The sequence below is a fragment of the Kosakonia sp. genome, assembly GCF_032052965.1.
In the GTDB taxonomy this organism is placed as follows: domain Bacteria; phylum Pseudomonadota; class Gammaproteobacteria; order Enterobacterales; family Enterobacteriaceae; genus Kosakonia.
Window position 1 is genome coordinate 19,531 of record NZ_DAMBVN010000001.1, and the last position, 21,795, is coordinate 41,325.

The window sequence follows — 21,795 nt, forward strand, 5'->3', positions numbered from 1 at the left end:
ATAGCCCCCTGTGTAATTTACTGTATATATATACAGTTTATATCAGGCCTTTACAACAGGGGATGCAATTATTTTAACGCTTAACGCGCCAGCGTACCGTTTCACCCGCGAGGAATGGTACCAGTGCATCGTCCTGCAGAGGAAGGGTCTGCGGCACGGGCTGTTCTTCGCGCACCAGTTCAATAAAGCTTTCATTGACTGGCAAACCGTAGAAACGCGGGCCATTCAGCGAGGTAAACGCTTCGAAATGCTGGAGCGCCTCCATCTCCTCAAACACCGTCGCGTAACTGCCCAGGGCCGTTGGCGCGTTGAAACAACCCGCGCAACCGCAACTGGCTTCTTTACGATGCCGGGCATGTGGAGCGGAGTCGGTGCCAAGAAATGCGCGCTCAAAGCCACTGGCTACCAGTTCGCGCAAGGCCTGCTGGTGGATATTACGTTTGAGGATCGGAAGGCAATAGAGGTGAGGGCGCACACCGCCAACCAGCATATGATTGCGGTTAAACATCAAATGCTGCGGTGTAATTGTGGCCGCCAGAAACTCATTACCGTCACGTACATAGTCGGCGGCATCCTTGGTAGTGATATGCTCAAACACCACTTTCAGCCCCGGTAAGCGCTGGCGCAGCGGCTCCATAACCGTTTCAATGAAGCGTGCTTCACGATCAAAGATATCTATGTCGGCATGGGTCACTTCACCGTGTACAAGCAGCGGCATGCCTAATTTCTCCATGCGCTCCAGTACCGGCATAATCGCATCGATGCTGGTTACACCGTGGCTGGAGTTGGTGGTGGCATTCGCCGGATAGAGTTTTGCTGCAGTGAAGACGTTTTCCTTAAAACCCCGCTCCACTTCGTCTGCGTCCAGCGTGTCGGTTAAATAACAGGTCATCAGCGGGGTGAAATCATGCCCGGCGGGAACGGCGTCGAGAATACGCTGGCGATAGGCACGTGCAGCGTCGACAGTAGTGACAGGCGGAACCAGGTTAGGCATAACAATCGCACGAGCGTAAGTCTCGCTGGTCCACGGCACGACAGTTTTCAGCATATCACCATCGCGTAAGTGGACATGCCAGTCGTCAGGGCGGCGGATTTTCAAAACCTGGGATTGTGTCATTGGAGTGCTCCGGCTGGTGAGGATCAGTTGTTTTTTGCCGGACACAAAGGATATGCGGAAACGTTTTCGTTTGCACTCTTTTCCTAAAAAAAAGGGCGCATTTGCGCCCCGGTGACTCAGTCGGTAAAGGGAATGACGATCTCGCCCGGTTTCACCTCAATACCTTTGGCGAATTTTTTCGCCAGCGCCTCGCCTTTGCTGCTGTCATCTTTCAGCACATAAGCCGGTCGCTGATTGAAATAGCTGCGCAGCGACTGGTTAAGATAAGGCATAAGCGTCTGCAAGACGGTTTGCATCTTCTCCGGCGTTACCGTGGCATCGACAACTTCCATCTCCTGGAGATAGATCGCGCCTTTCTCTTTATCGAACACTGGCAGGGCTTTCATTTTAAGCTTAATGTTCGCTTTCTGGTTGCCAAAGAGCGAGGTCATATCCAGGTTGGCATCGCCCGTTAGCGTGACTTTGTTGGGTTCTTCACGACCAATGGCACTGGAAAGATTGCTCAGCACAATGTGCGCATCGGCAAGCCCGGGTACACCGATATCTTTGGCAAAATTATTGCGTTTTTGCAGCGCCTGGTTAATTTCCTGCTCGCTGATGGAATATTGGGTGAGTTGGTTACACCCGACCAGCACGCCACTTAACAGTAAGGCCGCGGCAAAAAAGAGTCTCTTCATGTGTTCCTCAACGTGATCCTGATGCTTCAATCCTGGGGCGTAGCATGCGGTACCTGAAGCATAAAGACCAGCGGAAAAAGCCGAATGCAGTGGCGGAAGCGGGCTTCCGCCACTCGCCGCTTAAATGGCCATCGAAGAGAGCAGATTGATTTGTGTTTGCTTGGCCATGTTATCGCGATAATCCGCGACGCGTGTCGGCCAGTTGATCCCCGCCACGAGGGTGAGGTTGCGCAGCAGCGGGAACAGATGAATATCATCATCGGAGAGTTCGCCGTTGACCGCGTTTGGTTTCGCAATCAATTTATCCAGCGCGCGGAGATCGTCGCTGATGTTTTTGATCAGCCCGGCAGAATGGGCGAGATGGTCGGCAAAATTGCCGATGGCAGCCTCTTTTTTCGCCACAAAGTATGCGCGCGCCTGCGGGGTAGAAAACTCATCAAACGCGGATTTGGCAAAGCGCGGGATCAGCAGCTTATTGACATAGCCGTTGACTTTACGCAACCACTCTTCCAGTTGCGGGCTCTGTTTACCGGTCAGTAGCGGTTTACCGTCGAGATTATCGACATAATGGACGATATCCATGCTTTCAGGCAGATAGCGGCTGTCATCTTTTTGCAGAATCGGCGCCATTTTTTGGCCGATCATCCGGGTGGGTGTAGCTTCGTCATCGTTGAGCAGAACATTGAGTTCGACGGGGATATTCTTGAGGCCGAAAATCATGCGGGCTTTAACACAGAAAGGGCAGTGATCATAAATGTAGAGTTTCACGTTTCTCCTCCATACTGGCTTATCCATCAGCTACCAGTATGGTGGAGAGCAAAGAGAGGCGCAAATCAGGCGCCCGGCTCCAGTATGCGGGGGTGCAAACGTTTAAGACCAAACTGCCACAGCAGGGCAAAAAAGGTGAGAAGACCAATCAGCGCCAGCATCATCCAAGGCAGCTCCGGCTGATTTAAGGCCTTACCCGCATCAAACAGCCAGCCGCCTCCGGCGTAACCCAGCGCGCCGCCAAAGGCAAGACCAAGCCTGCTGAAACCCATATAACTCCCACGTGCGCGGGCATCCGCCAGTTGCGCGCCGAGGGTTTCTCGCGCCGGTTCCGCAATAATCGAACCGATATAGAAGGTGCAAATCAGCGTGAACAACTGCTGAAGCGTGCCGACCATGCCCACCGGCAACAAGCTGAAAGACATCATCAACAGGCCAAACATCAGACGGTGCTCAAGACGGAAGCGTTTTTCGCTCCAGCGTGCAATCGGATAGAGCAGTGTCAGCGACAGACATGCTTCGATGGCATACATCCATTTGACCGCCGCTGGCGATCCGGCAATATCATTGACCATAATCGGCAGCATCAGCATCACTTGTACCGCCAGCATATAGTAGCCCGTCAGCGTCAGAACATAGGTGACGAAACGCTTGTCGCTCAGTACGCGACCCAGGCCTTCCCGCACCGGCGCTTTCACGGTGGAGAGTTTCCACGCGGGTAGCAACCAGGCGTTAAATGCCGCACAGAGCACAAACATCAACGCGCCCACCACGCAAACAAGACGAAAATCGTATTGCAACAGCCAACTGCCGAGCAGCGCTCCCACCACGGCCCCCGCGCTGTCCTGCATCATCAGGAGCGAGAAGAAGCGGCTACGTTGGCGAGGGCGCACCAGTTTGACCACCAGCGCCGAACGGGGCGGATCGAACAGAGTACCGCCAAGCCCGGAAAGCAGGCAGGAGAGCCACAACAGCCAGGGCTCGGTGGCCACGCCCATCGCCACAAAACCGCCTGCGCGCATCAACATGCCGGTGACAATCAGCGGTTTCGCGCCAAAACGATCGGCAATCGCGCCGCCAAAAATGCCCAACCCTTGTTGAATAAACTGCCGCAAACCGAGCGCAATCCCCACCATTAAGGCGGCCCAGCCCAATTGATCAACAAAGCGAATAGAAATCAGGGGAAAGACAACGAAAAAGCCGAGGACAACCAGCATATTATCGACAAGCAGGAAGTATTTACCCAGGCTCCTTGCCTGCGATATGCGCACCATTTCCCCTCCGGGAAATTAAGAAAGATAAGACAATCTTATTCTGCGGGTTCGCCAGGCCTTTTCCCATATTGATGGTGACAATATTTTTTTATCAAAATCAGTCTTTGATTGAGAGTTTTCATCGAAAATGGCACCTGACGCAGAAAATGCCCTGTTGCTGTTTTCCTGAAGTGGCTATGCAAATGTATAGTAAAGGGAAGGGGTTAAAAAAGTTGTAAAACGGAAGGAGTGGTAATGCATGTTTGGCTATCGCAGTAACGTGCCGAAAGTACGCTTAGTAACGGACAGATTGGTGGTGCGCCTTGTCCATGACCGCGATGCCTGGCGCCTGGCGGATTATTACGCTGAAAATCGCCAGTTTTTAAAACCCTGGGAACCCGTGCGCGATGAAAGCCATTGTTACCCTTCCGGCTGGCAAGCCCGGCTTGGCATGATCAATGAGTTCCATAAACAGGGGACGGCATTTTATTTTGCGCTGCTCGATCCTGAAGAGAAAGAAATCATTGGCGTAGCCAATTTCTCCAATGTGGTGCGTGGATCGTTTCATGCCTGTTACCTGGGCTACTCCATCGGGCAGAAATGGCAGGGGCAGGGGTTAATGTTTGAAGCCCTGACGACGGCGATCCGTTATATGCAACGCACGCAACATATGCACCGCATAATGGCTAATTACATGCCGCACAATAAACGCAGCGGTGATCTTCTGGCGCGGCTCGGCTTTGAAAAAGAGGGCTATGCCAAATTGTATCTGTTAATCGACGGGCAATGGCGCGATCACGTCTTAACCGCATTAACTGCACAGGACTGGACCCCGGGTCGTTAAGGAGCAAAGATGAAGTATCAGTTAAGCGCCGTGGAAGCACGGGTTATTGGCTGTTTGCTGGAAAAACAGGTCACCACCCCGGAGCAATACCCGCTCTCTATTAATGCCGTCGTCACGGCCTGTAATCAGAAAACCAACCGTGAACCAGTAATGAACCTTAGCGAGTCCGAGGTGCAGGATGTGTTGGATGAACTGGTAAAACGTCACTATTTGCGCACGGTCAGCGGTTTTGGCAATCGGGTGACCAAATATGAACAGCGTTTTTGCAATTCCGAATTTGGTGATTTAAAGCTGACCTCCGCAGAGGTGGCGCTGGTCACGACGTTGCTGTTGCGCGGGCCGCAAACGCCGGGCGAATTGCGTGGGCGCGCGGAGCGCATGCACGCCTTCCGCGATGTGACCGAAGTTGAAAATGCGCTTGAGCACCTGGCCAGCCGTGAAGATGGCCCTTATCTGGTGCGCTTGCCCCGTGAACCGGGAAAACGTGAAAGCCGGTTTATGCATCTGTTTAGCGGCAACGTGCAAACGCTGGTGAATGTTGTGGAAGCGGTCAGTCCGGCGGATGCACTGACGACGCGTGTGGAAGCGCTCGAACAGGAAGTGGCGGACCTGAAACAGCGTCTTGAGGCGCTACTGGCCCATTTGGGGGATTAAGCGTGGCGATATTACGTATTGGTGTGGTGGGGCTTGGCGGTATCGCGCAAAAAGCATGGTTACCCGTATTAGGCGCGGCAACGTCGTGGACGCTGGCGGCCGCCTGGTCGCCTACCCGGGAAAAGGCAGAGCGTGTGTGTGCAACCTGGCGCATTCCTTATGCTGACTCGCTGGCAAGCCTGGCGGCGCAGTGCGATGCGGTCTTCGTTCATACGTCAACGGCGTCGCATTATGCGGTAGTCAGTGAGTTACTTAACCTTGGCGTGCATGTCTGCGTCGATAAACCACTGGCTGAAAATCTGCAAGATGCAGAGCGTTTAATTGAACTTGCCGCACGTAAGAAACTGACTTTAATGGTCGGTTTTAACCGCCGTTTTTCACCCTTGTACCAGGAACTGAAACAGCATATTCCGCAGGCCACCTCGCTACGCATGGATAAACACCGGGCGGACAGCGTTGGCCCGCATGATTTACGCTTCACCCTGCTGGATGATTATCTGCATGTTGTGGACACCGCCTTGTGGCTGGCAGGCGGCCCGGCATTGTTGAAAAGCGGCACGCTACTGACCAACGATGAAGGGGCCATGATCTATGCCGAGCACCATTTCAGCATTGACCATTTGCAGATCACCACCAGCATGCATCGCCGCGCAGGCAGCCAGAGGGAATGGGTACAGTCGGTCACTGACGGTGGGTTATTTGATATCACGGATATGCGCGAATGGCGGGAAGAGCGCGGGCAGGGCGTCATTGCACGTCCAGTGGCGGGCTGGCAAAGCACACTGGAACAGCGCGGTTTCGTCGGCTGCGCGCATCACTTTATTGAATGCGTGCAAAATCAGACAGTTCCGCAAACATCCGGTGAACAGGCAATCCTGGCGCAGCGTATAGTCGACAAGCTGTGGCGCGAGGCGATGAGTGAATAACGGCCTGTAACATCTGACGATAGTAATTCGCCTTTTTCTCTGTAGACTAAGCGCTTCGCTGTACACCAACGCCTGCAATGCAGGCGTTGTGTCTTATGGAAACCAGAATGAACCTATTAAAATCGCTGGCGGCTGTCAGCTCCATGACCATGTTTTCCCGCGTGCTGGGTTTTGCGCGCGATGCCATTGTGGCGCGGGTTTTCGGCGCAGGTATGGCAACCGATGCCTTTTTTGTGGCGTTTAAACTACCAAACCTGTTACGCCGTATTTTCGCTGAAGGGGCCTTCTCGCAGGCATTTGTTCCCATTCTTGCGGAATATAAAAGTAAACAAGGTGAAGACGCGACGCAGGTCTTTGTTGCATATGTTTCCGGTTTGTTGACACTGGCGCTGGCGGTAGTCACCGTTGCCGGGATGCTGGCGGCCCCCTGGGTTATTCTTGTCACCGCTCCAGGGTTTGCCGATACCGCAGATAAATTCGCACTGACGTCGCAGCTGCTGCGCATTACCTTTCCTTATATTCTGCTGATCTCGCTGGCGTCGCTGGCCGGTGCAATCCTTAATACCTGGAACCGTTTTTCGGTTCCAGCCTTTGCGCCCACATTTCTGAATATCAGCATGATTGGTTTTGCCCTGTTCGGTGCGCCTTATTTCCATCCGCCGGTGCTGGCGCTGGCGTGGGCAGTGACTGTGGGTGGAGTGTTGCAACTGGTTTACCAACTGCCGCACCTGAAAAAGATTGGCATGCTTGTGCTACCGCGTATCAGTTTCAAAGACGCAGGCTCAATGCGGGTGGTTAAGCAGATGGGACCAGCCATTTTAGGGGTTTCTGTCAGCCAGATTTCCTTGATCATCAATACTATTTTCGCTTCTTTTCTGGTTTCTGGATCCGTATCGTGGATGTACTACGCCGACCGTCTGATGGAGTTTCCTTCCGGTGTGCTTGGCGTGGCACTGGGGACGATTCTGCTGCCTTCGCTGTCGAAAAGTTTTGCCAGCGGCAATCATGATGAGTACTGCCGCCTGATGGACTGGGGGCTGCGTCTCTGTTTTCTACTGGCGTTGCCCAGCGCGGTGGCCTTGGGCGTGTTGGCAAAACCGCTGACAGTGTCGCTGTTTCAATACGGTAAATTCACCGCCTATGATGCGTTGATGACGCAGCGGGCCTTGATCGCCTATTCCGTAGGGTTGATGGGGCTGATTGTGGTCAAAGTGCTCGCGCCGGGTTTCTACTCGCGTCAGGATATTAAAACGCCGGTAAAAATTGCCATCGTCACCTTGTTACTGACGCAAGTCATGAACCTGGCGTTTATTGGTCCGCTAAAACATGCAGGTTTGTCACTGTCGATTGGGCTTGCGGCTTGTCTTAATGCCGGGTTGCTCTACTGGCAACTGCGCAAACAGAAAATTTTTACCCCTCAACCGGGCTGGTCACGTTTCCTGATCCGACTGGTCATAGCGGTGGTGGTAATGGCAGTTGCGTTGCTCGGCATGTTGCATGTTATGCCTGAGTGGTCACAAGGCACGATGCTATATCGTCTGCTGCGGCTGATGGCGGTCGTGCTGGTGGGCATCATTGCGTATTTCGCCACGCTGGCTGCGTTGGGTTTCAAAGTGAAAGAGTTCACTCGCCGGACAGCGTAAACAGGAAGTCAGCCAGGGGACGGATCCCCTGGCTAAAAAAAGAAGAAAAGATCAGATGGAGATTTTCTTGCCGCCGCGGCTTGCGGTCGAAGTGTAGCCATTCGCGCCGTAAAGACCAGGCTCCTGATGCGGCCTTAACACGTCCAGCGCCTGTTGATTGCGCTCAATTTGCCCTTCCAGCAGCCATCCATTGTGCTGGTTGAGATCGCGCAAATGCTGCGTTTTCTGCGTAATGATTTGCCAGCGATCGGCGATGTCGTCGTTTGCGCTATGTTGCGCTTTCTGCGTCGAACGGCGTTGTTGCTCAAGATAATCCAGGGTTGCGAGCAGGGAGCTTTTTTCTTCCGTGATACGCTGCAACGCGCTGCCATTAATATGGCCAACGGAAAGCTGTTTTTGCTCAGCATCCATCACGTCTTTCAGAGCGCTCAGGATAACTGTCATTTGATCAAGGATGTCTGACAGTCGGTTCATACGGTTTATTTACCCTGCAAGTAACTCTTCGCTTCATCAATCAGGGCATCGGCGATTTTGCCGGTGTCCATCTTCAGTTCACCGTTACGGATCTGCGCTTTCAGTTGTTCAACGCGTTCCATATTGATGTCTTTCGCATCAGCCTGCATCAGTTTCGCTTGTGCGCCGCTGATGGTGACATTGGTGCTGTTCGTCGCCGCTGCTTTTTCCTGACGTGTTTTTTGCGTCTGGGTTTCACTGGTTTCACGCTGTTGTACAGTGCTTACCGGTTTGAGAGGCGATGTCCGATCAATGCTCATAGTGTTGTCCTCATTGAGGTTCCCCGGCGTTTGGGGCCCGCTATCTTTAGTCGTTGCTTATATATCGGCAGCCGACGTAAATTCTTTAAAAAGATTATAGGTTAATCAGAATATTCCCATCAGCGTTCACCACACCGCTGACAATCTGGCCCGAAGACATGCGTACGCGGGCGTTTTGCGCCACCGCAGCATTGTTCATCGCCTGCCCTTCGCCGTTCACACTAAAGCCGTCGCCTGTGGCCACAACCTGTACCCGCTGACCCGCTTTAATACGCCAGGCCTGGCGTAGCATCGACAGCTGTATCGGTTGCCCGGGGGCGAGATCGCGCAAACTTACTGCATCCTGCGCCTGGGTAATATCCAGCATGGTTCTCGGCGGTAACTGGTCGAGTCGCCCGCGTACGAGTGAGACGCTGCCGGGCTGCAGTGTGCTGCCACGCGCAACGGCCTGCGCAGCCGCCACATAGTTACCCGTCGCCTGGACTTCCACCTGCAAATAGCGCTTTGCGCCCGCGCAATTCGCCAGGACATTCAGATTCCCCCACAGTTTAGCATTTCCCACCACGCTCAGCTCTGGCCGATCACAGGTGGGCAACAAATTCTGCGGGGTGCGTATATTTACCACTACCTCGTCACTAAAGCCAGCAAGACGTTGAGCAAAGAGAGACGTCAGCTGCGCCTGCAAGTCGGTGGCCTGCGTAAGCGGGCTCAATAACAGTAAGAGCGCGGCCAAACCGCTTTTAAACGTGTTCATCGCAGACTCCTGCCTGTTGATGTGATGGAGAGATTTTAACCGCAGGGCAAATCTATCAACGCAATAAATAGCGACGCATTTTGCGCTTATTCCGTCGATAAGGCGCGCGTAAGGAGATTTAAGCTGTTGGCTAAATAACTGTCATCAGTGGGGGAGCCATGCTCGATAAACTTGATGCCGCACTACGTTTTCAGCAAGAAGCGCTGAACCTGAGCGCCCAGCGCCAGGAAATTCTGGCGGCAAACATTGCCAACGCCGATACCCCCGGGTATCAGGCGCGTGATGTCGATTTTGCCAGTGAACTGAAAAAGGTCATGGAGCGCGGTCGTGCTGAAGAAAGCGGTGTCTCGTTGGCGCTGACTTCTTCACGTCACATTCCTGCGCAGGCAATGACCCAGCCGTCTATGGATCTGATGTACCGCATCCCGGACCAGCCCTCGTTGGATGGCAACACCGTGGATATGGATCGTGAACGCACTCAGTTCGCTGACAATAGCGTGAAATACCAGACCGGGTTAACGGTGCTGGGCGGGCAGATCAAAAGCATGATGAGCGTTCTGCAAGGGGGGAACTAATCCATGGCTTTACTGAGTATCTTTGATGTCGCTGGCTCAGCGCTGACCGCACAGTCCAAGCGTCTGAACGTCGCAGCCAGTAACCTGGCGAACGCCGATAGCGTCACCGGCCCGGACGGTCAACCCTACCGTGCCAAGCAGGTTGTTTTCCAGGTTGATGCCGCGCCAGGTCAGGCAACCGGCGGCGTGAAAGTGGCCGATGTGGTTGAGAGCAAGGCGCCGGACAAACTGGTTTACGAACCGGGTAACCCGCTGGCCGATGCCAGTGGCTACGTCAAAATGCCGAACGTGGATGTGGTGGGTGAGATGGTTAACACCATGTCTGCCTCACGTAGCTACCAGGCAAACGTTGAAGTTCTTAATACCGTTAAGAGCATGATGCTCAAAACGCTCACCCTCGGCCAGTAAAGGAGACGCGCAAGATGACTATCGCCGTAAAAGTGAATGACCCGACCAACACTGGCGTCACATCCACAACGGGGACAACCACCACCGGGACAAATAGCGCGTCTGACCTGCAAAGCAGCTTTTTGACGCTGCTGGTCGCGCAGTTGAAAAACCAGGATCCGACCAACCCGTTGCAGAACAACGAACTGACCACGCAGCTTGCGCAGATCAGTACCGTAAGCGGGATTGAAAAACTGAACACCACGCTGGGTTCTATTTCCGGCCAGATCGACAACAGCCAGTCGTTGCAGGCAACCAACCTGATCGGCCATGGCGTGATGATCCCGGGGCAGACCATTCTGGTGGGTAAAGAAACCTCGACGCCGTTTGGCGTTGAACTGACTCAGGCCGCCGAAAAGGTAACCGCTACCGTGACCAGTTCTGACGGCACCGTAGTGCGCACCATTGATATCGGCGCGCTGAAAGCGGGCGTCCACACCTTCAGTTGGGACGGCAAGCTTTCTGATGGAACAACAGCGCCGGATGGCTCTTATAAAGTCTCTATCGCTGCCAGCACTGGCTCGACACAGTTGGTTGCTCAACCGCTGCAGTTTGCGCTGGTGCAAGGTGTGACCCGTAATAGCAACGGGAACACGTTAGATTTGGGTACCTACGGTACGACCACCCTCGACGAAGTACGACAGATTATTTAAAGCCTTAACACTTATCAGGAGTAAGTCATGGCCTTTTCACAAGCGGTCAGCGGCCTGAATGCTGCGGCCACCAACCTCGATGTCATTGGTAACAACATTGCCAACTCCGCCACTTATGGCTTTAAATCCGGAACTGCGTCCTTCGCTGATATGTTCGCCGGTTCTAAAGTGGGCCTGGGTGTTAAGGTTGCGGGTATTACCCAGGACTTTAGCGACGGTACAACGACCAACACCGGTCGTGGTCTCGACGTGGCACTCAGCGGGAATGGTTTCTTCCGCGTGGTCGACAGCAACGGTTCTGTGTTTTACAGCCGTAACGGCCAGTTTAAACTGGATGAGGATCGCAACCTGGTGAACATGCAGGGTATGCAGGTTACCGGTTACCCGGCGACCGGCACGCCGCCGACTATTCAGACCGGTGCTAACCCAACGGCGATCACCATTCCGAACACGCTGATGGCGGCGAAAACCACCACCACAGCAACGATGCAGATCAACCTGAACTCCACAGACAAGACGCCGAGCATCGCCACGTTCGACCCGACCAACGCCGACAGCTACAACAAAAAGGGCTCTGTCACCGTATACGACAGTCAGGGTAATGCCCATGACATGAACGTTTACTTTGTGAAAAGCTCAACGGCCAACACCTGGGACGTTTACACCCAGGACAGCAGCGTATCTGGCAGCACCGCAACGCTGACGACCACCATGACGTTTGATACCAACGGTAAACTGACCGGTGGCACCAGCGCGAACATCACTACCGGTACTATCAATGGCGCGACCCCGGCGACCTTCTCGCTGAGTTTCCTGAACTCCATGCAGCAGAACACCGGTTCCAACAACATCGTGGCGACCACGCAGAACGGTTACAAGCCGGGCGACCTGGTAAGCTACCAGATTAACGACGACGGTACGGTTGTTGGTAACTACTCCAACGAACAGAAGCAGGTGCTGGGCCAGATCGTGCTGGCGAACTTCGCCAACTCAGAAGGTCTGCAATCTGAAGGGGACAACGTGTGGTCTGCCACGTCTTCTTCCGGTGTTGCGCTGTTAGGTACTGCGGGTACAGGGAACTTTGGTTCACTGACCAACGGTGCACTCGAAGCTTCTAACGTGGATCTGAGTAAAGAACTGGTCAACATGATCGTTGCGCAGCGTAACTACCAGTCGAACGCGCAGACGATCAAAACCCAGGATCAGATCCTTAACACGCTGGTTAACCTGCGTTAATCATCTGACGGGATGGCTTAATGGATCACGCAATATACACCGCGATGGGCGCCGCCAGCCAGACGCTGAATCAGCAGGCTGTCACTGCCAGCAACCTCGCGAACGCATCAACACCGGGCTTCCGTGCGCAGCTTAACGCGATGCGCGCGGTGCCGGTCGAAGGACTTTCACTGCCAACGCGTACGCTGGTGGTGGACTCCACGCCAGGCGCTGATATGACGCCAGGTCAGCTGGATTACACCTCACGCCCGCTGGATGTGGCGTTGCAGCAGGACGGTTGGCTGGCAGTACAAACGGCAGACGGTTCCGAAGGGTACACCCGTAACGGGAGTATCCAGGTCAGCCCCACCGGGCAGTTGACCATTCAGGGCCATCCGGTGATTGGTGAAGCGGGTCCGATTTCTGTACCAGAAGGCTCGCAAATCACCATCGCTGCCGACGGGACCATTTCTGCACTCAACCCAGGCGATGCGGCTAACACCATTTCGCCTGTTGGCAAGCTGAAGCTGGTGAAAGCAGACGGTAAAGAAGTGGTGCGTGGCGATGACGGTTTGTTCCGTCTTAGCCAGGCGGCACAGGCAACGCGCGGCACGGCATTGCAGGCCGATCCGTCAATCCGTGTGATGTCGGGCGTTCTGGAGGGCAGTAACGTTAAGCCCGTTCAGTCCATGACCGACATGATTGCCAGCTCGCGTCGTTTCGAAATGCAGATGAAAGTTATCAGCAGCGTCGATGAGAACGCGCAGCGCGCTAATCAGTTGCTGTCACTGGGTTAATAAACAGGACTACTTATGATCAGTTCATTATGGATCGCGAAAACCGGCCTCGACGCCCAGCAAACCAATATGGACGTTATCGCCAACAACCTGGCGAACGTCAGTACCAATGGTTTTAAGCGTCAGCGTGCGGTATTTGAAGATTTGATGTACCAGACGATTCGTCAACCGGGTGCACAATCTTCTGAACAGACTGTGCTGCCTTCCGGCTTGCAGATCGGTACCGGTGTTCGTCCGGTTGCGACCGAACGCCTGCACAGCCAGGGCAACCTGTCTCAGACCAACAACAGTAAAGACGTTGCGATTAAAGGCCAGGGCTTCTTTGAAGTTCAACTGCCCGACGGCACCGCCGCGTATACCCGCGATGGTTCCTTCCAGGTTGACCAGAATGGCCAGTTAGTCACGGCGGGTGGTTTTCAGGTTCAGCCTGCTATCACCATTCCGGCGAACACCCTGAGCATCACGATTGGCCGCGACGGTGTGGTTAGCGTGACCCAGCAAGGATCGGCCGCGCCGGTGCAGGTTGGCCAGTTAAACCTGACCACCTTTATGAATGACACCGGTCTGGAAAGTATCGGTGAGAACCTGTACACCGAAACCCAGTCGTCTGGCGCGCCAAACTCCACCACGCCGGGATTGAATGGTGCGGGTCTGCTGTACCAAGGGTATGTGGAAACCTCAAACGTAAACGTTGCCGAAGAACTGGTAAACATGATCCAGGTTCAGCGCGCTTACGAAATTAACAGTAAAGCAGTATCGACGACCGACCAGATGCTGCAAAAACTGACGCAACTCTAAGGCGTTATCCGGTGCGGTATCCGCCGCACCGGAACCCTGATTTCGAAGATGAATGCAATGCAAAAATACGCCGCGCGCAGCTATCCGATTATGGCTTTACTGGCATTAACCCTCAGTGGGTGTGCCTGGGTTCCGTCCAAGCCGTTAGTAGAAGGGGCGACCTCCGCTCAGCCGATTCCGGGTCCGGTGCCTGTAGTGAATGGCTCGATTTATCAGACCGCGCAGCCGATCAACTATGGCTATCAGCCACTGTTTGAAGACCGCCGTCCGCGTAACGTTGGCGATATGCTGACCATTACGCTGCAGGAAAACGTCAGCGCCAGTAAAAGCTCGTCGGCGAATGCCAGCCGCGATGGGAAATCCAGCTTTGGTATTGATACCACGCCGCGCTATCTCGAAGGCCTGTTTGGCAATGCACGTGCTGACCTGAGCACTTCCGGCAGCAATTCGTTTGAAGGCAAAGGTGGCGCAAACGCCAGCAACACCTTTAGCGGCACGCTGACCGTTACGGTCGATCAGGTGCTGATCAATGGCAACTTACATGTAGTGGGTGAAAAACAGATCGCCATTAACCAGGGCACTGAATTCATCCGCTTCTCCGGTGTCGTGAACCCACGCACCATCAGCGGCAGCAACACGGTTCAGTCTACGCAAGTGGCTGATGCGCGCATTGAATATGTTGGCAATGGCTACATTAACGAAGCGCAGACCATGGGCTGGCTGCAACGTTTCTTCCTCAACTTATCGCCGATGTAACCGGGGTGAATTATGTTTAGATATCTGGCTGGAATTGCGTTGGTACTGGTGGCGACTGTCGCCCAGGCTGACCGCATCCGGGACCTCACCAGCGTACAGGGCGTACGAGAGAACTCTTTAATTGGCTATGGTCTTGTCGTCGGCCTCGACGGCACGGGTGACCAGACTACCCAAACGCCGTTTACCACGCAGACGCTGAATAACATGCTGTCGCAGATGGGGATCACCGTCCCCACTGGCACCAACATGCAGCTGAAAAACGTGGCAGCGGTAATGGTAACGGCGCAGTTCCCGGCCTTTGCCCGTCAGGGTCAGACCATCGATGTGGTGGTCTCTTCCATGGGTAACGCCAAAAGTCTGCGCGGCGGGACGCTGCTGATGACCCCGCTGAAGGGCGTGGACAGTCAGGTTTATGCGCTGGCACAGGGTAACATCCTGGTCGGGGGCGCAGGGGCTTCTGCCGGTGGTAGCAGTGTGCAGGTGAACCAGCTGAACGGTGGTCGTATCACCGGTGGCGCGGTGATTGAACGTGAACTGCCAACACAGTTTGGCAATAGCAACACCATTAACCTGCAACTGAACCAGGAAGACTTCACCATGGCGCAGCAGATTGCCGATACCATCAACCGCAGCCGCGGTTACGGTAGCGCAACCGCGCTGGACGCCCGTACTGTACAAATTCGCACGTCCAGCGGCGGTACATCGCAGGTGCGTCTGCTGGCCGATATTCAGAATATGGAAGTCGGCACCACGCAGCAGGATGCGAAAGTAATCATCAACTCGCGTACCGGCTCAGTGGTCATGAACCGCGAAGTGGCGCTGGATAACTGTGCCGTTGCGCAGGGTAATCTCTCGGTAACGGTTAATCAGCAGGCTAACGTCAGCCAGCCGAATACCCCCTTCGGCGGCGGCCAGACGGTGGTTACTCCGCAGACTCAAATCGATTTGCGCCAGAGTGGCGGTTCGCTGCAAAGCGTACGCTCCAGTGCCAACCTGAACAGCGTGGTTCGCGCACTTAATGCGCTGGGCGCCTCGCCGATGGAACTGATGTCCATTCTGCAGTCCATGCAAACCGCAGGTTGCCTGCGTGCGAAACTGGAGATCATCTAATGTTGACCGACAGCCGATTGATGAGCAGCGCGGCATGGGACGCGCAATCACTGAATGAACTGAAATCGAAGGCAGGACAGGATCCGCAGGCAAACCTGCGCCCTGTTGCCCGCCAGGTGGAAGGCATGTTCGTGCAAATGATGCTGAAAAGCATGCGTGAAGCCCTGCCGAAAGACGGTATTTTCAGTAGCGATTCAACCCGGCTGTACACCAGCATGTATGACCAGCAAATTGCCCAGCAGATGACCGCAGGCAAGGGGCTGGGGCTGGCGGATATGATGGTTAAACAAATGGCTGGCGATCAGGCGCCGGTGGAGCCTGCCGATCAAATGCAGCAGGTGCCAATGAAGTTCCCGCTGGAAACGGTCACCTCTTATCAGAATCAGGCGCTGACGCAACTGGTGCGTAAAGCGATGCCGAAAGCGCCGGAAGATAACGACGAACCGTTAAGCGGCGACAGCAAAGACTTCCTGGCTCAGCTTTCGCTGCCAGCGCGTCTTGCCAGCCAGCAAAGTGGTGTTCCACATCACTTGATTCTGGCGCAAGCGGCACTGGAATCGGGCTGGGGCCAGCGACAGATCCCGCGCGAAAACGGCCAGCCGAGCTATAACATTTTCGGCGTTAAGGCCACTTCCGGGTGGAAAGGCCCGACCACGGAAATCACCACCACGGAATATGAAAATGGCGAGGCAGTAAAAGTGAAAGCCAAATTCCGTGTTTACAGCTCGTATCTGGAGGCCTTGTCCGACTATGTCGGTATGCTGACGCGCAACAAACGTTATGCGGCAGTCACCACAGCAGCGACGGCAGAGCAGGGCGCACAAGCGCTGCAAAACGCGGGTTATGCAACCGATCCTAACTACGCACGTAAGCTGACAAGCATGATCCAGCAGCTGAAATCGATGGGTGAGAAGGTGAGCAAAGCCTACAACAGTGACATCGAAAATCTATTCTGAAATTTCTCAAGTTTCACCCTGGGTTGCCGATAATTATCAACAGGACTCATGTCTGAAAGTGTATAAGGAATCTCCATGTCCAGTTTGATTAATAGCGCCATGAGTGGGCTCGCCGCAGCCCAGGCTGCGCTTAATACCGCGAGTAACAACATTTCCAGCTACAACGTGGCTGGATATACCCGTCAGACGACGGTGCTTTCTTCCGCGAACAGCACATTAGGTGCTGGCGGCTGGGTTGGAAATGGTGTCTATGTCGCCGGCGTTCAGCGTGAGTACGATGCCTTTATTACCAACCAGCTGCGTGCGGCAGAAAACCAGAACAGCGGTTTGACCACGCGTTACCAGCAGATGTCGAAAATTGACGATGTGCTGTCGGATACCACTAACTCGCTTTCCAGTAGCCTGCAGGGTTTCTTCTCCAGCATGCAAACTCTGGTGAGCAACGCGTCTGATCCGGCATCCCGTCAGGCATTGTTGGGTAAAGCCGATGGGCTGGTAAACCAGTTTAAAGTCGCTGACCAGTATCTGCGCGACCAGGATAAACAGGTGAACCTGTCTATCAGTTCCAGCGTTGATCAAATTAACAACTACACCAAACAGATTGCCAGCCTTAACGATCAGATTTCTCGTCTGACCGGTGTGGGTGCAGGCGCGTCGCCGAACGATCTGCTCGATCAGCGTGACCAGTTGGTCAGCGAACTCAACAAAATTGTTGGTGTTGAAGTCAGCGTTCAGGACGGTAACACCTATAACGTGACTGTGGCGAACGGTTACACCCTTGTGCAGGGCAGTACTTCGCGTCAGCTGGCAGCTGTCTCGTCCAGCGCTGACCCGTCCCGCACCACGGTGGCGTATGTCGATAACACCGCCGGGAATATTGAAATCCCGGAAAAAATGATCACCACCGGCTCGCTGGGTGGACTGTTGACGTTCCGTTCACAGGATCTGGATCAGACGCGCAACACTCTGGGTCAGCTGGCGTTGTCCTTTGCGGATGCGTTTAACAAACAGCACACCCAGGGTTTTGACGCTGATGGCGTACAGGGCACAGACTTCTTTAACATTGGTAGCCCGTCTGCCTTAAGTAATTCAAAAAACACTGGTAACGCCACGTTAAACCCAAGCGTCACTGATAGCACCGCTGTACAGGCGACAGACTACAAAGTGGCTTACGACGGCACTAACTGGAACGTGACGCGGTTGTCTAACAATACGTCGTTCACCGTCACACCGGATTCAACGGATGGTTCGCTGAATTTTGACGGTCTTAAAGTGGCCGTAGGCGGAACAGCAAACGCCAACGACAGCTTTACCGTGAAGCCTGTCAGCAACGCGATTGTGAACATGAGCGTTGCAGTGACGGATGAGTCGAAAATTGCGCTGGCCTCTGTTTCCGGCGATGGCGCAAGCGACAACCGTAACGGCCAGGCGTTGTTAAATCTGCAAAGCGCCAAGAAAGTCGGCGGCAACAAAACCTTTAACGATGCGTATGCCACCCTGGTGAGCGATGTAGGTAACAGAACCTCTACGCTGAAAACCAGTAGCACCACGCAGACGAACGTGGTAACGCAGCTGACCAAGCAGCAGCAGTCGATCTCCGGGGTTAACCTCGATGAAGAGTACGGCAACCTGCAGCGTTATCAGCAATATTATCTGGCGAACGCCCAGGTTCTGCAGACCGCAAGCACGCTCTTTAATGCGCTGCTGGAAATTCGCTAAGTAAGGGGTGAGTGATGCGTATCAGTACTCAAATGATGTACGAGCAAAACATGCGCGGTGTGACTAACGCGCAGAGTAAATGGCTCGATTATGGTGAGCAAATGGCCACCGGGCAGAAAGTGAATCGCCCATCTGACGATCCGGTTGCCGCTTCACAAGCGGTCGTTATTTCGCAGGCGGAGGCGCAAAACAGCCAGTACGCCACAGCCCGTACTTTTGCCGTACAGAAAGTGTCGCTGGAAGAGAGCGTACTGTCGCAAGTGACGCTCGCCGTTCAGGGTGCGCAGTCCACCATCGTGAAAGCGGGCAGCGGCGCGCTGAGTGATGATGACCGTGCCTCGCTGGCAACAGAACTGCAAGGGTATCGCGATCAATTGCTGAACCTGGCGAACAGTACCGATGGTAACGGTCGCTATATTTTTGGCGGTTATAAAACAGCAACGGCACCGTATGATTCCACTGGCACCTATAGCGGCGGTTCGCAAGCCATCTCTCAGCAGGTTGATGCGTCCCGTACTATGGTCATTGCCCACACGGGTAATGAGATCTTTAATCACATTACCAGTAATGCCACTCCGGAACCGAACGACCCGGTGACGGGCGTGCCGGGCACATCTGAGACCGACCTGTTTAAGATGCTCGACACTGCGATCACGGCACTGAAAACGCCGGTTGCGGGTGATGAGACAGCGAAAACGGCGGCGCAGGCCGTGGTTGATAAGACCAGCCGTGGTTTGGGGAACTCGCTGAATAACGTCTCGACCGTGCGTGCAGAATTAGGTACGCAGTTGAATGAGCTGGACACACTGGATGCGCTGGGTGATGACCGTGCTGTTGCGTTGGATCAGCAGAAAAGCGATTTGATTAACGTGGACTGGAACTCAGTGATTTCGTCTTACACTATGCAACAGGCTGCGCTGCAGGCGTCGTACAAAGCGTTCAGTGATATGCAAGGCATGTCGTTGTTCCAGATGAATAAGTAATGTTTTCATTTTGAGCATGTCTTGAAACTGGGGCATGTTCGGTATGCCCGCTCCATCACCCCGGAGCGGGCTTTTTTTTTATCTCACGCTTTTTGTACGGCTTGCGCTGTCTCACGCGCATCAAACAGACGGATCAGCAGTGCAATTACCCCGGCAACGGTTGCCAGCACCACCACACCTTGCCATGAGGCAACAGAGTAGATTTTACTGCCAAGCGCCGAACCGGCGGCCATACCTATAAACACCCCGGTAAACAGCAGTGCATTCAGGCGACCACGTGCTTGTGGCTCCAGGCCGTATACCAGGTTCTGATGTGCCACCAGGCTGGATTGCAACCCAAGATCGAAACCCACCGCAGAGAGCGCGATCAGCGCCAACTGGCCGTGCGGCGTTAATACCGGCAGCAGGAACATCAGCGCAAAAGAGACGGCTACCAGGCCGGCACCAAGTTGTGTAACTTTCTCTGCGCCGACTTTGTCTGCCAGTCCTCCCGCCAGCGGCGCGGCAAGTGCACCGGTCGCACCTGCGATGCCAAATGTCCCTGCAACGGCGCTGCCCAGGTGATATTTTTCCAACAACATCAATGCCAGCGTAGACCAGAACGCACTAAACGCGACGGATAAGAAGCCCTGTGCCATCGCGGCGCGACGTAACGCCGGGTAACGCTGCCACAGGTGCGCCATTGACTTCATCAGCGCCGGGTAGCTCAACGTAGAGTGAGTGGCAAAACGCGGTAACACCGACCACAGCAGCACGCCGACCAGAGCAATACTGATCGCAGCCATTTGATACATTACCCGCCAGCCGAATGCCGCACCCACAAAGCCACTGACGGTGCGCGAAAGAAGAATGCCTAACAGCAGACCGGTCATCACCGTGCCGACCATTTTCCCCTGTTTACCCTCCGGCGCCAGGATGGCGGCAGCCGGAACAATATCCTGCGCCATCGTCGCGGCCATGCCCAGCAACAGGCTGATCACCAGTAGAGAGGGAAGGTGGCTGGCAAGGCTGCACGCCAGCAGGAGCAATGCCAGAGCGGCGCTTTTCAGCAGGATCAATTTACGACGATCGTGGCGGTCGCCAAGCGGCAGCAGGAATAAAATCCCCAGCGCGTAGCCTGCCTGAGTCAGTGTGGGCACCAGCCCCATGCCGTTAACAGTAAGGTGCAGGTCACTGCCCATCAGGGGCAACAGTGGCTGCGAATAATAAATAGCGGCGACGCTGGTTCCAGCGCCGAGCGCGAGGGCAAAAATGACCCAGCCAACAACATCTGCTGATAAAGAATGACGGTTCATACGCGGTGTCCCCGAAAGGTTTTGAGTTAACTGTTACGTAGTTCATCTACGGTGTGGAGACATTTTTGCTTAAGCCGGCATAGCGCGGTAGCCAGCGGAGTGGTAAAACGGTTATACGTGTATCGTATAGGTATTAATGTTATGAAGCGCCAGGAGCGTATAGACAGGGTAGATCTGATGCGGACATTGATCCGTATCGTTGAAGCGGGGTCGTTATCTGCTGCAGCACGGCAACTTGACACTACGCAGGCCACGGTAAGTCGCCGTTTGCAGTCGCTAGAGACACTACTCGGCGTAAAACTGCTGTTGCGCAGTACCCATGCAATGAAGCTGACCGATGATGGCGAGCGTTGTTATCAGCATGCGAAACGCGTGGCCGACGCCTGGGTTGCGCTGGAGGATGAATTAAGCCAGTCGGATGATGAACCAGTGGGCACATTGCGGGTGCGTGCACCGCATGCCTTCGGTCAGGAGCAATTACTGGGGCCGCTAACCGATTTTCTTGAGCGTCATCCGCAACTTTCTGTCGAATGGATGCTGAACGATAAGAATGTCGATTTTCTCAGTGCGAATATCGACTGCGCAATCCGCGTTGGAGCGGAGGTCGATCCGGCAACGGTTTCCGTGCTACTGGCAGAAGTTCCTCGCAGTCTGGTTGCCTCGCCTGCGTTGCTGGCGCGCTTCCCCGCAATTCATACCCCCCAGCAACTTTCCGTTCTGCCGTGGATTGCATTAAGCACTTTTTACCAGCATGAAATTCAGCTCACCCATCCTCAGAACGGTGACGTAGAGCAGGTGGCGATTTCGCCGCGGCTGTATACCGACAGCCTTTATGCGGCGCGCAACACGGCACTGAGTGGCCTTGGCCTGGCGGTTATATCCAGTTGGGCGGTAGAAGATGCGATCAGAGAAGGTAAGCTGGTGGAGTTGCTGCCAGAGTGGCAGATCGCGCCGTTACCGGTTCATCTTGTCTACCCGTGGGCGCGTTATTATCCCGCACGGTTGCGTAAGTTTTTACAACTGATGCGCGAAGTAATGCCCGGCCTTGGCGGTATGCGCCAGCCGGTGCGGCAGGCATAAAA

24 protein-coding genes are annotated in these 21,795 nt (G+C 54.5%); 16 read left to right on the top strand and 8 right to left on the bottom strand.

Annotated elements, in window-relative coordinates:
• Positions 1 to 73 precede the first annotated feature (73 nt).
• The 4 genes from pyrC to mdtH all read right to left on the bottom strand — a co-directional run bounded on the left by pyrC (position 74) and on the right by mdtH (position 3,836).
• Positions 74 to 1,117 (bottom strand): dihydroorotase, encoded by a 1,044-nt coding sequence (gene pyrC, locus RTX30_RS00115; RefSeq protein WP_312685618.1) that lies wholly within the window; start codon positions 1,115 to 1,117, stop codon positions 74 to 76.
• A gap of 116 nt (positions 1,118 to 1,233) precedes the next feature.
• Positions 1,234 to 1,794, bottom strand: coding sequence for a lipoprotein (locus RTX30_RS00120; RefSeq protein ID WP_312685620.1), 561 nt, complete (start codon positions 1,792 to 1,794; stop codon positions 1,234 to 1,236).
• A 120-nt stretch (positions 1,795 to 1,914) separates the two neighbouring features.
• Positions 1,915 to 2,562: a glutaredoxin 2 gene (gene grxB, locus RTX30_RS00125; RefSeq protein WP_312685622.1), complete on the bottom strand. Its 648-nt coding sequence runs from the start codon at positions 2,560 to 2,562 to the stop codon at positions 1,915 to 1,917.
• Between the two features lie 65 nt (positions 2,563 to 2,627).
• Positions 2,628 to 3,836, bottom strand: coding sequence for a multidrug efflux MFS transporter MdtH (gene mdtH / locus RTX30_RS00130; protein ID WP_312685623.1), 1,209 nt, complete (start codon positions 3,834 to 3,836; stop codon positions 2,628 to 2,630).
• Positions 3,837 to 4,074: 238 nt separating this feature from the next.
• Here mdtH and rimJ point away from each other — a divergent pair, with 238 nt between their 5' ends.
• From rimJ to murJ, 4 genes are all read left to right on the top strand, one after another.
• Positions 4,075 to 4,659: a ribosomal protein S5-alanine N-acetyltransferase gene (rimJ, locus tag RTX30_RS00135; RefSeq protein ID WP_312685624.1), complete on the top strand. Its 585-nt coding sequence runs from the start codon at positions 4,075 to 4,077 to the stop codon at positions 4,657 to 4,659.
• Between the two features lie 9 nt (positions 4,660 to 4,668).
• Positions 4,669 to 5,313, top strand: coding sequence for a YceH family protein (locus tag RTX30_RS00140; RefSeq protein ID WP_312685625.1), 645 nt, complete (start codon positions 4,669 to 4,671; stop codon positions 5,311 to 5,313).
• A 2-nt stretch (positions 5,314 to 5,315) separates the two neighbouring features.
• Positions 5,316 to 6,239, top strand: coding sequence for a Gfo/Idh/MocA family oxidoreductase (locus tag RTX30_RS00145; protein WP_312685627.1), 924 nt, complete (start codon positions 5,316 to 5,318; stop codon positions 6,237 to 6,239).
• Between the two features lie 107 nt (positions 6,240 to 6,346).
• Complete coding sequence (murJ, locus tag RTX30_RS00150; protein WP_312685629.1) at positions 6,347 to 7,882, top strand: murein biosynthesis integral membrane protein MurJ; 1,536 nt, start codon at positions 6,347 to 6,349, stop codon at positions 7,880 to 7,882.
• A gap of 51 nt (positions 7,883 to 7,933) precedes the next feature.
• Here murJ and flgN read toward each other — a convergent pair whose 3' ends face one another.
• The 3 genes from flgN to flgA form a co-directional block, all read right to left on the bottom strand.
• Positions 7,934 to 8,356, bottom strand: coding sequence for a flagella biosynthesis chaperone FlgN (gene flgN, locus RTX30_RS00155; RefSeq protein WP_312685631.1), 423 nt, complete (start codon positions 8,354 to 8,356; stop codon positions 7,934 to 7,936).
• A 5-nt stretch (positions 8,357 to 8,361) separates the two neighbouring features.
• Complete coding sequence (gene flgM / locus RTX30_RS00160; protein WP_312685632.1) at positions 8,362 to 8,655, bottom strand: flagellar biosynthesis anti-sigma factor FlgM; 294 nt, start codon at positions 8,653 to 8,655, stop codon at positions 8,362 to 8,364.
• Positions 8,656 to 8,749: 94 nt separating this feature from the next.
• Positions 8,750 to 9,409: a flagellar basal body P-ring formation chaperone FlgA gene (flgA, locus tag RTX30_RS00165; RefSeq protein WP_312685635.1), complete on the bottom strand. Its 660-nt coding sequence runs from the start codon at positions 9,407 to 9,409 to the stop codon at positions 8,750 to 8,752.
• A 158-nt stretch (positions 9,410 to 9,567) separates the two neighbouring features.
• Here flgA and flgB point away from each other — a divergent pair, with 158 nt between their 5' ends.
• The 11 genes from flgB to flgL all read left to right on the top strand — a co-directional run bounded on the left by flgB (position 9,568) and on the right by flgL (position 19,418).
• On the top strand, positions 9,568 to 9,984 hold the full coding sequence (flgB, locus tag RTX30_RS00170; protein WP_312685637.1) for a flagellar basal body rod protein FlgB: 417 nt from the start codon (positions 9,568 to 9,570) through the stop codon (positions 9,982 to 9,984).
• A gap of 3 nt (positions 9,985 to 9,987) precedes the next feature.
• Positions 9,988 to 10,392: a flagellar basal body rod protein FlgC gene (flgC, locus tag RTX30_RS00175; RefSeq protein ID WP_312685639.1), complete on the top strand. Its 405-nt coding sequence runs from the start codon at positions 9,988 to 9,990 to the stop codon at positions 10,390 to 10,392.
• 14 nt (positions 10,393 to 10,406) lie between these two features.
• Entirely contained in the window at positions 10,407 to 11,084 is a 678-nt protein-coding gene (flgD, locus tag RTX30_RS00180; RefSeq protein WP_312685641.1) for a flagellar hook assembly protein FlgD, read from the top strand.
• 27 nt (positions 11,085 to 11,111) lie between these two features.
• Complete coding sequence (gene flgE, locus RTX30_RS00185) at positions 11,112 to 12,320, top strand: flagellar hook protein FlgE (RefSeq protein ID WP_312685643.1); 1,209 nt, start codon at positions 11,112 to 11,114, stop codon at positions 12,318 to 12,320.
• A gap of 20 nt (positions 12,321 to 12,340) precedes the next feature.
• The gene (locus RTX30_RS00190) at positions 12,341 to 13,096 is read left to right on the top strand and encodes a flagellar basal body rod protein FlgF (protein ID WP_312685645.1); all 756 of its coding nucleotides are present in this window, start codon (positions 12,341 to 12,343) and stop codon (positions 13,094 to 13,096) included.
• Positions 13,097 to 13,111: 15 nt separating this feature from the next.
• Positions 13,112 to 13,894 (top strand): flagellar basal-body rod protein FlgG, encoded by a 783-nt coding sequence (flgG, locus tag RTX30_RS00195; protein WP_312685647.1) that lies wholly within the window; start codon positions 13,112 to 13,114, stop codon positions 13,892 to 13,894.
• 57 nt (positions 13,895 to 13,951) lie between these two features.
• On the top strand, positions 13,952 to 14,650 hold the full coding sequence (locus tag RTX30_RS00200; protein WP_312685649.1) for a flagellar basal body L-ring protein FlgH: 699 nt from the start codon (positions 13,952 to 13,954) through the stop codon (positions 14,648 to 14,650).
• 12 nt (positions 14,651 to 14,662) lie between these two features.
• Positions 14,663 to 15,760, top strand: a complete 1,098-nt coding sequence (locus RTX30_RS00205; RefSeq protein WP_312685651.1) for a flagellar basal body P-ring protein FlgI — start codon at positions 14,663 to 14,665, stop codon at positions 15,758 to 15,760.
• A complete protein-coding gene (flgJ, locus tag RTX30_RS00210; RefSeq protein WP_312685653.1) occupies positions 15,760 to 16,716 on the top strand; it encodes a flagellar assembly peptidoglycan hydrolase FlgJ in 957 nt (318 codons plus the stop codon). Before RTX30_RS00205 ends, flgJ begins: the two co-directional genes overlap by 1 nt.
• Positions 16,717 to 16,791: 75 nt before the next feature.
• A complete protein-coding gene (gene flgK, locus RTX30_RS00215; protein ID WP_312685655.1) occupies positions 16,792 to 18,435 on the top strand; it encodes a flagellar hook-associated protein FlgK in 1,644 nt (547 codons plus the stop codon).
• Between the two features lie 14 nt (positions 18,436 to 18,449).
• Positions 18,450 to 19,418: a flagellar hook-associated protein FlgL gene (gene flgL / locus RTX30_RS00220; protein ID WP_312685656.1), complete on the top strand. Its 969-nt coding sequence runs from the start codon at positions 18,450 to 18,452 to the stop codon at positions 19,416 to 19,418.
• 83 nt (positions 19,419 to 19,501) lie between these two features.
• Here the strand turns inward: flgL and RTX30_RS00225 are convergent, their stop codons facing one another.
• Positions 19,502 to 20,713 carry an MFS transporter gene (locus RTX30_RS00225; protein WP_312685657.1) on the bottom strand — a complete coding sequence of 404 codons (1,212 nt, stop codon included), beginning with the start codon at positions 20,711 to 20,713 and terminating at the stop codon, positions 19,502 to 19,504.
• Between the two features lie 51 nt (positions 20,714 to 20,764).
• On the opposite strand from RTX30_RS00225, the gene RTX30_RS00230 reads away from it, so the two are divergent.
• Entirely contained in the window at positions 20,765 to 21,793 is a 1,029-nt protein-coding gene (locus tag RTX30_RS00230; protein WP_409429785.1) for a LysR family transcriptional regulator, read from the top strand.
• Positions 21,794 to 21,795: the final 2 nt, after the last annotated feature.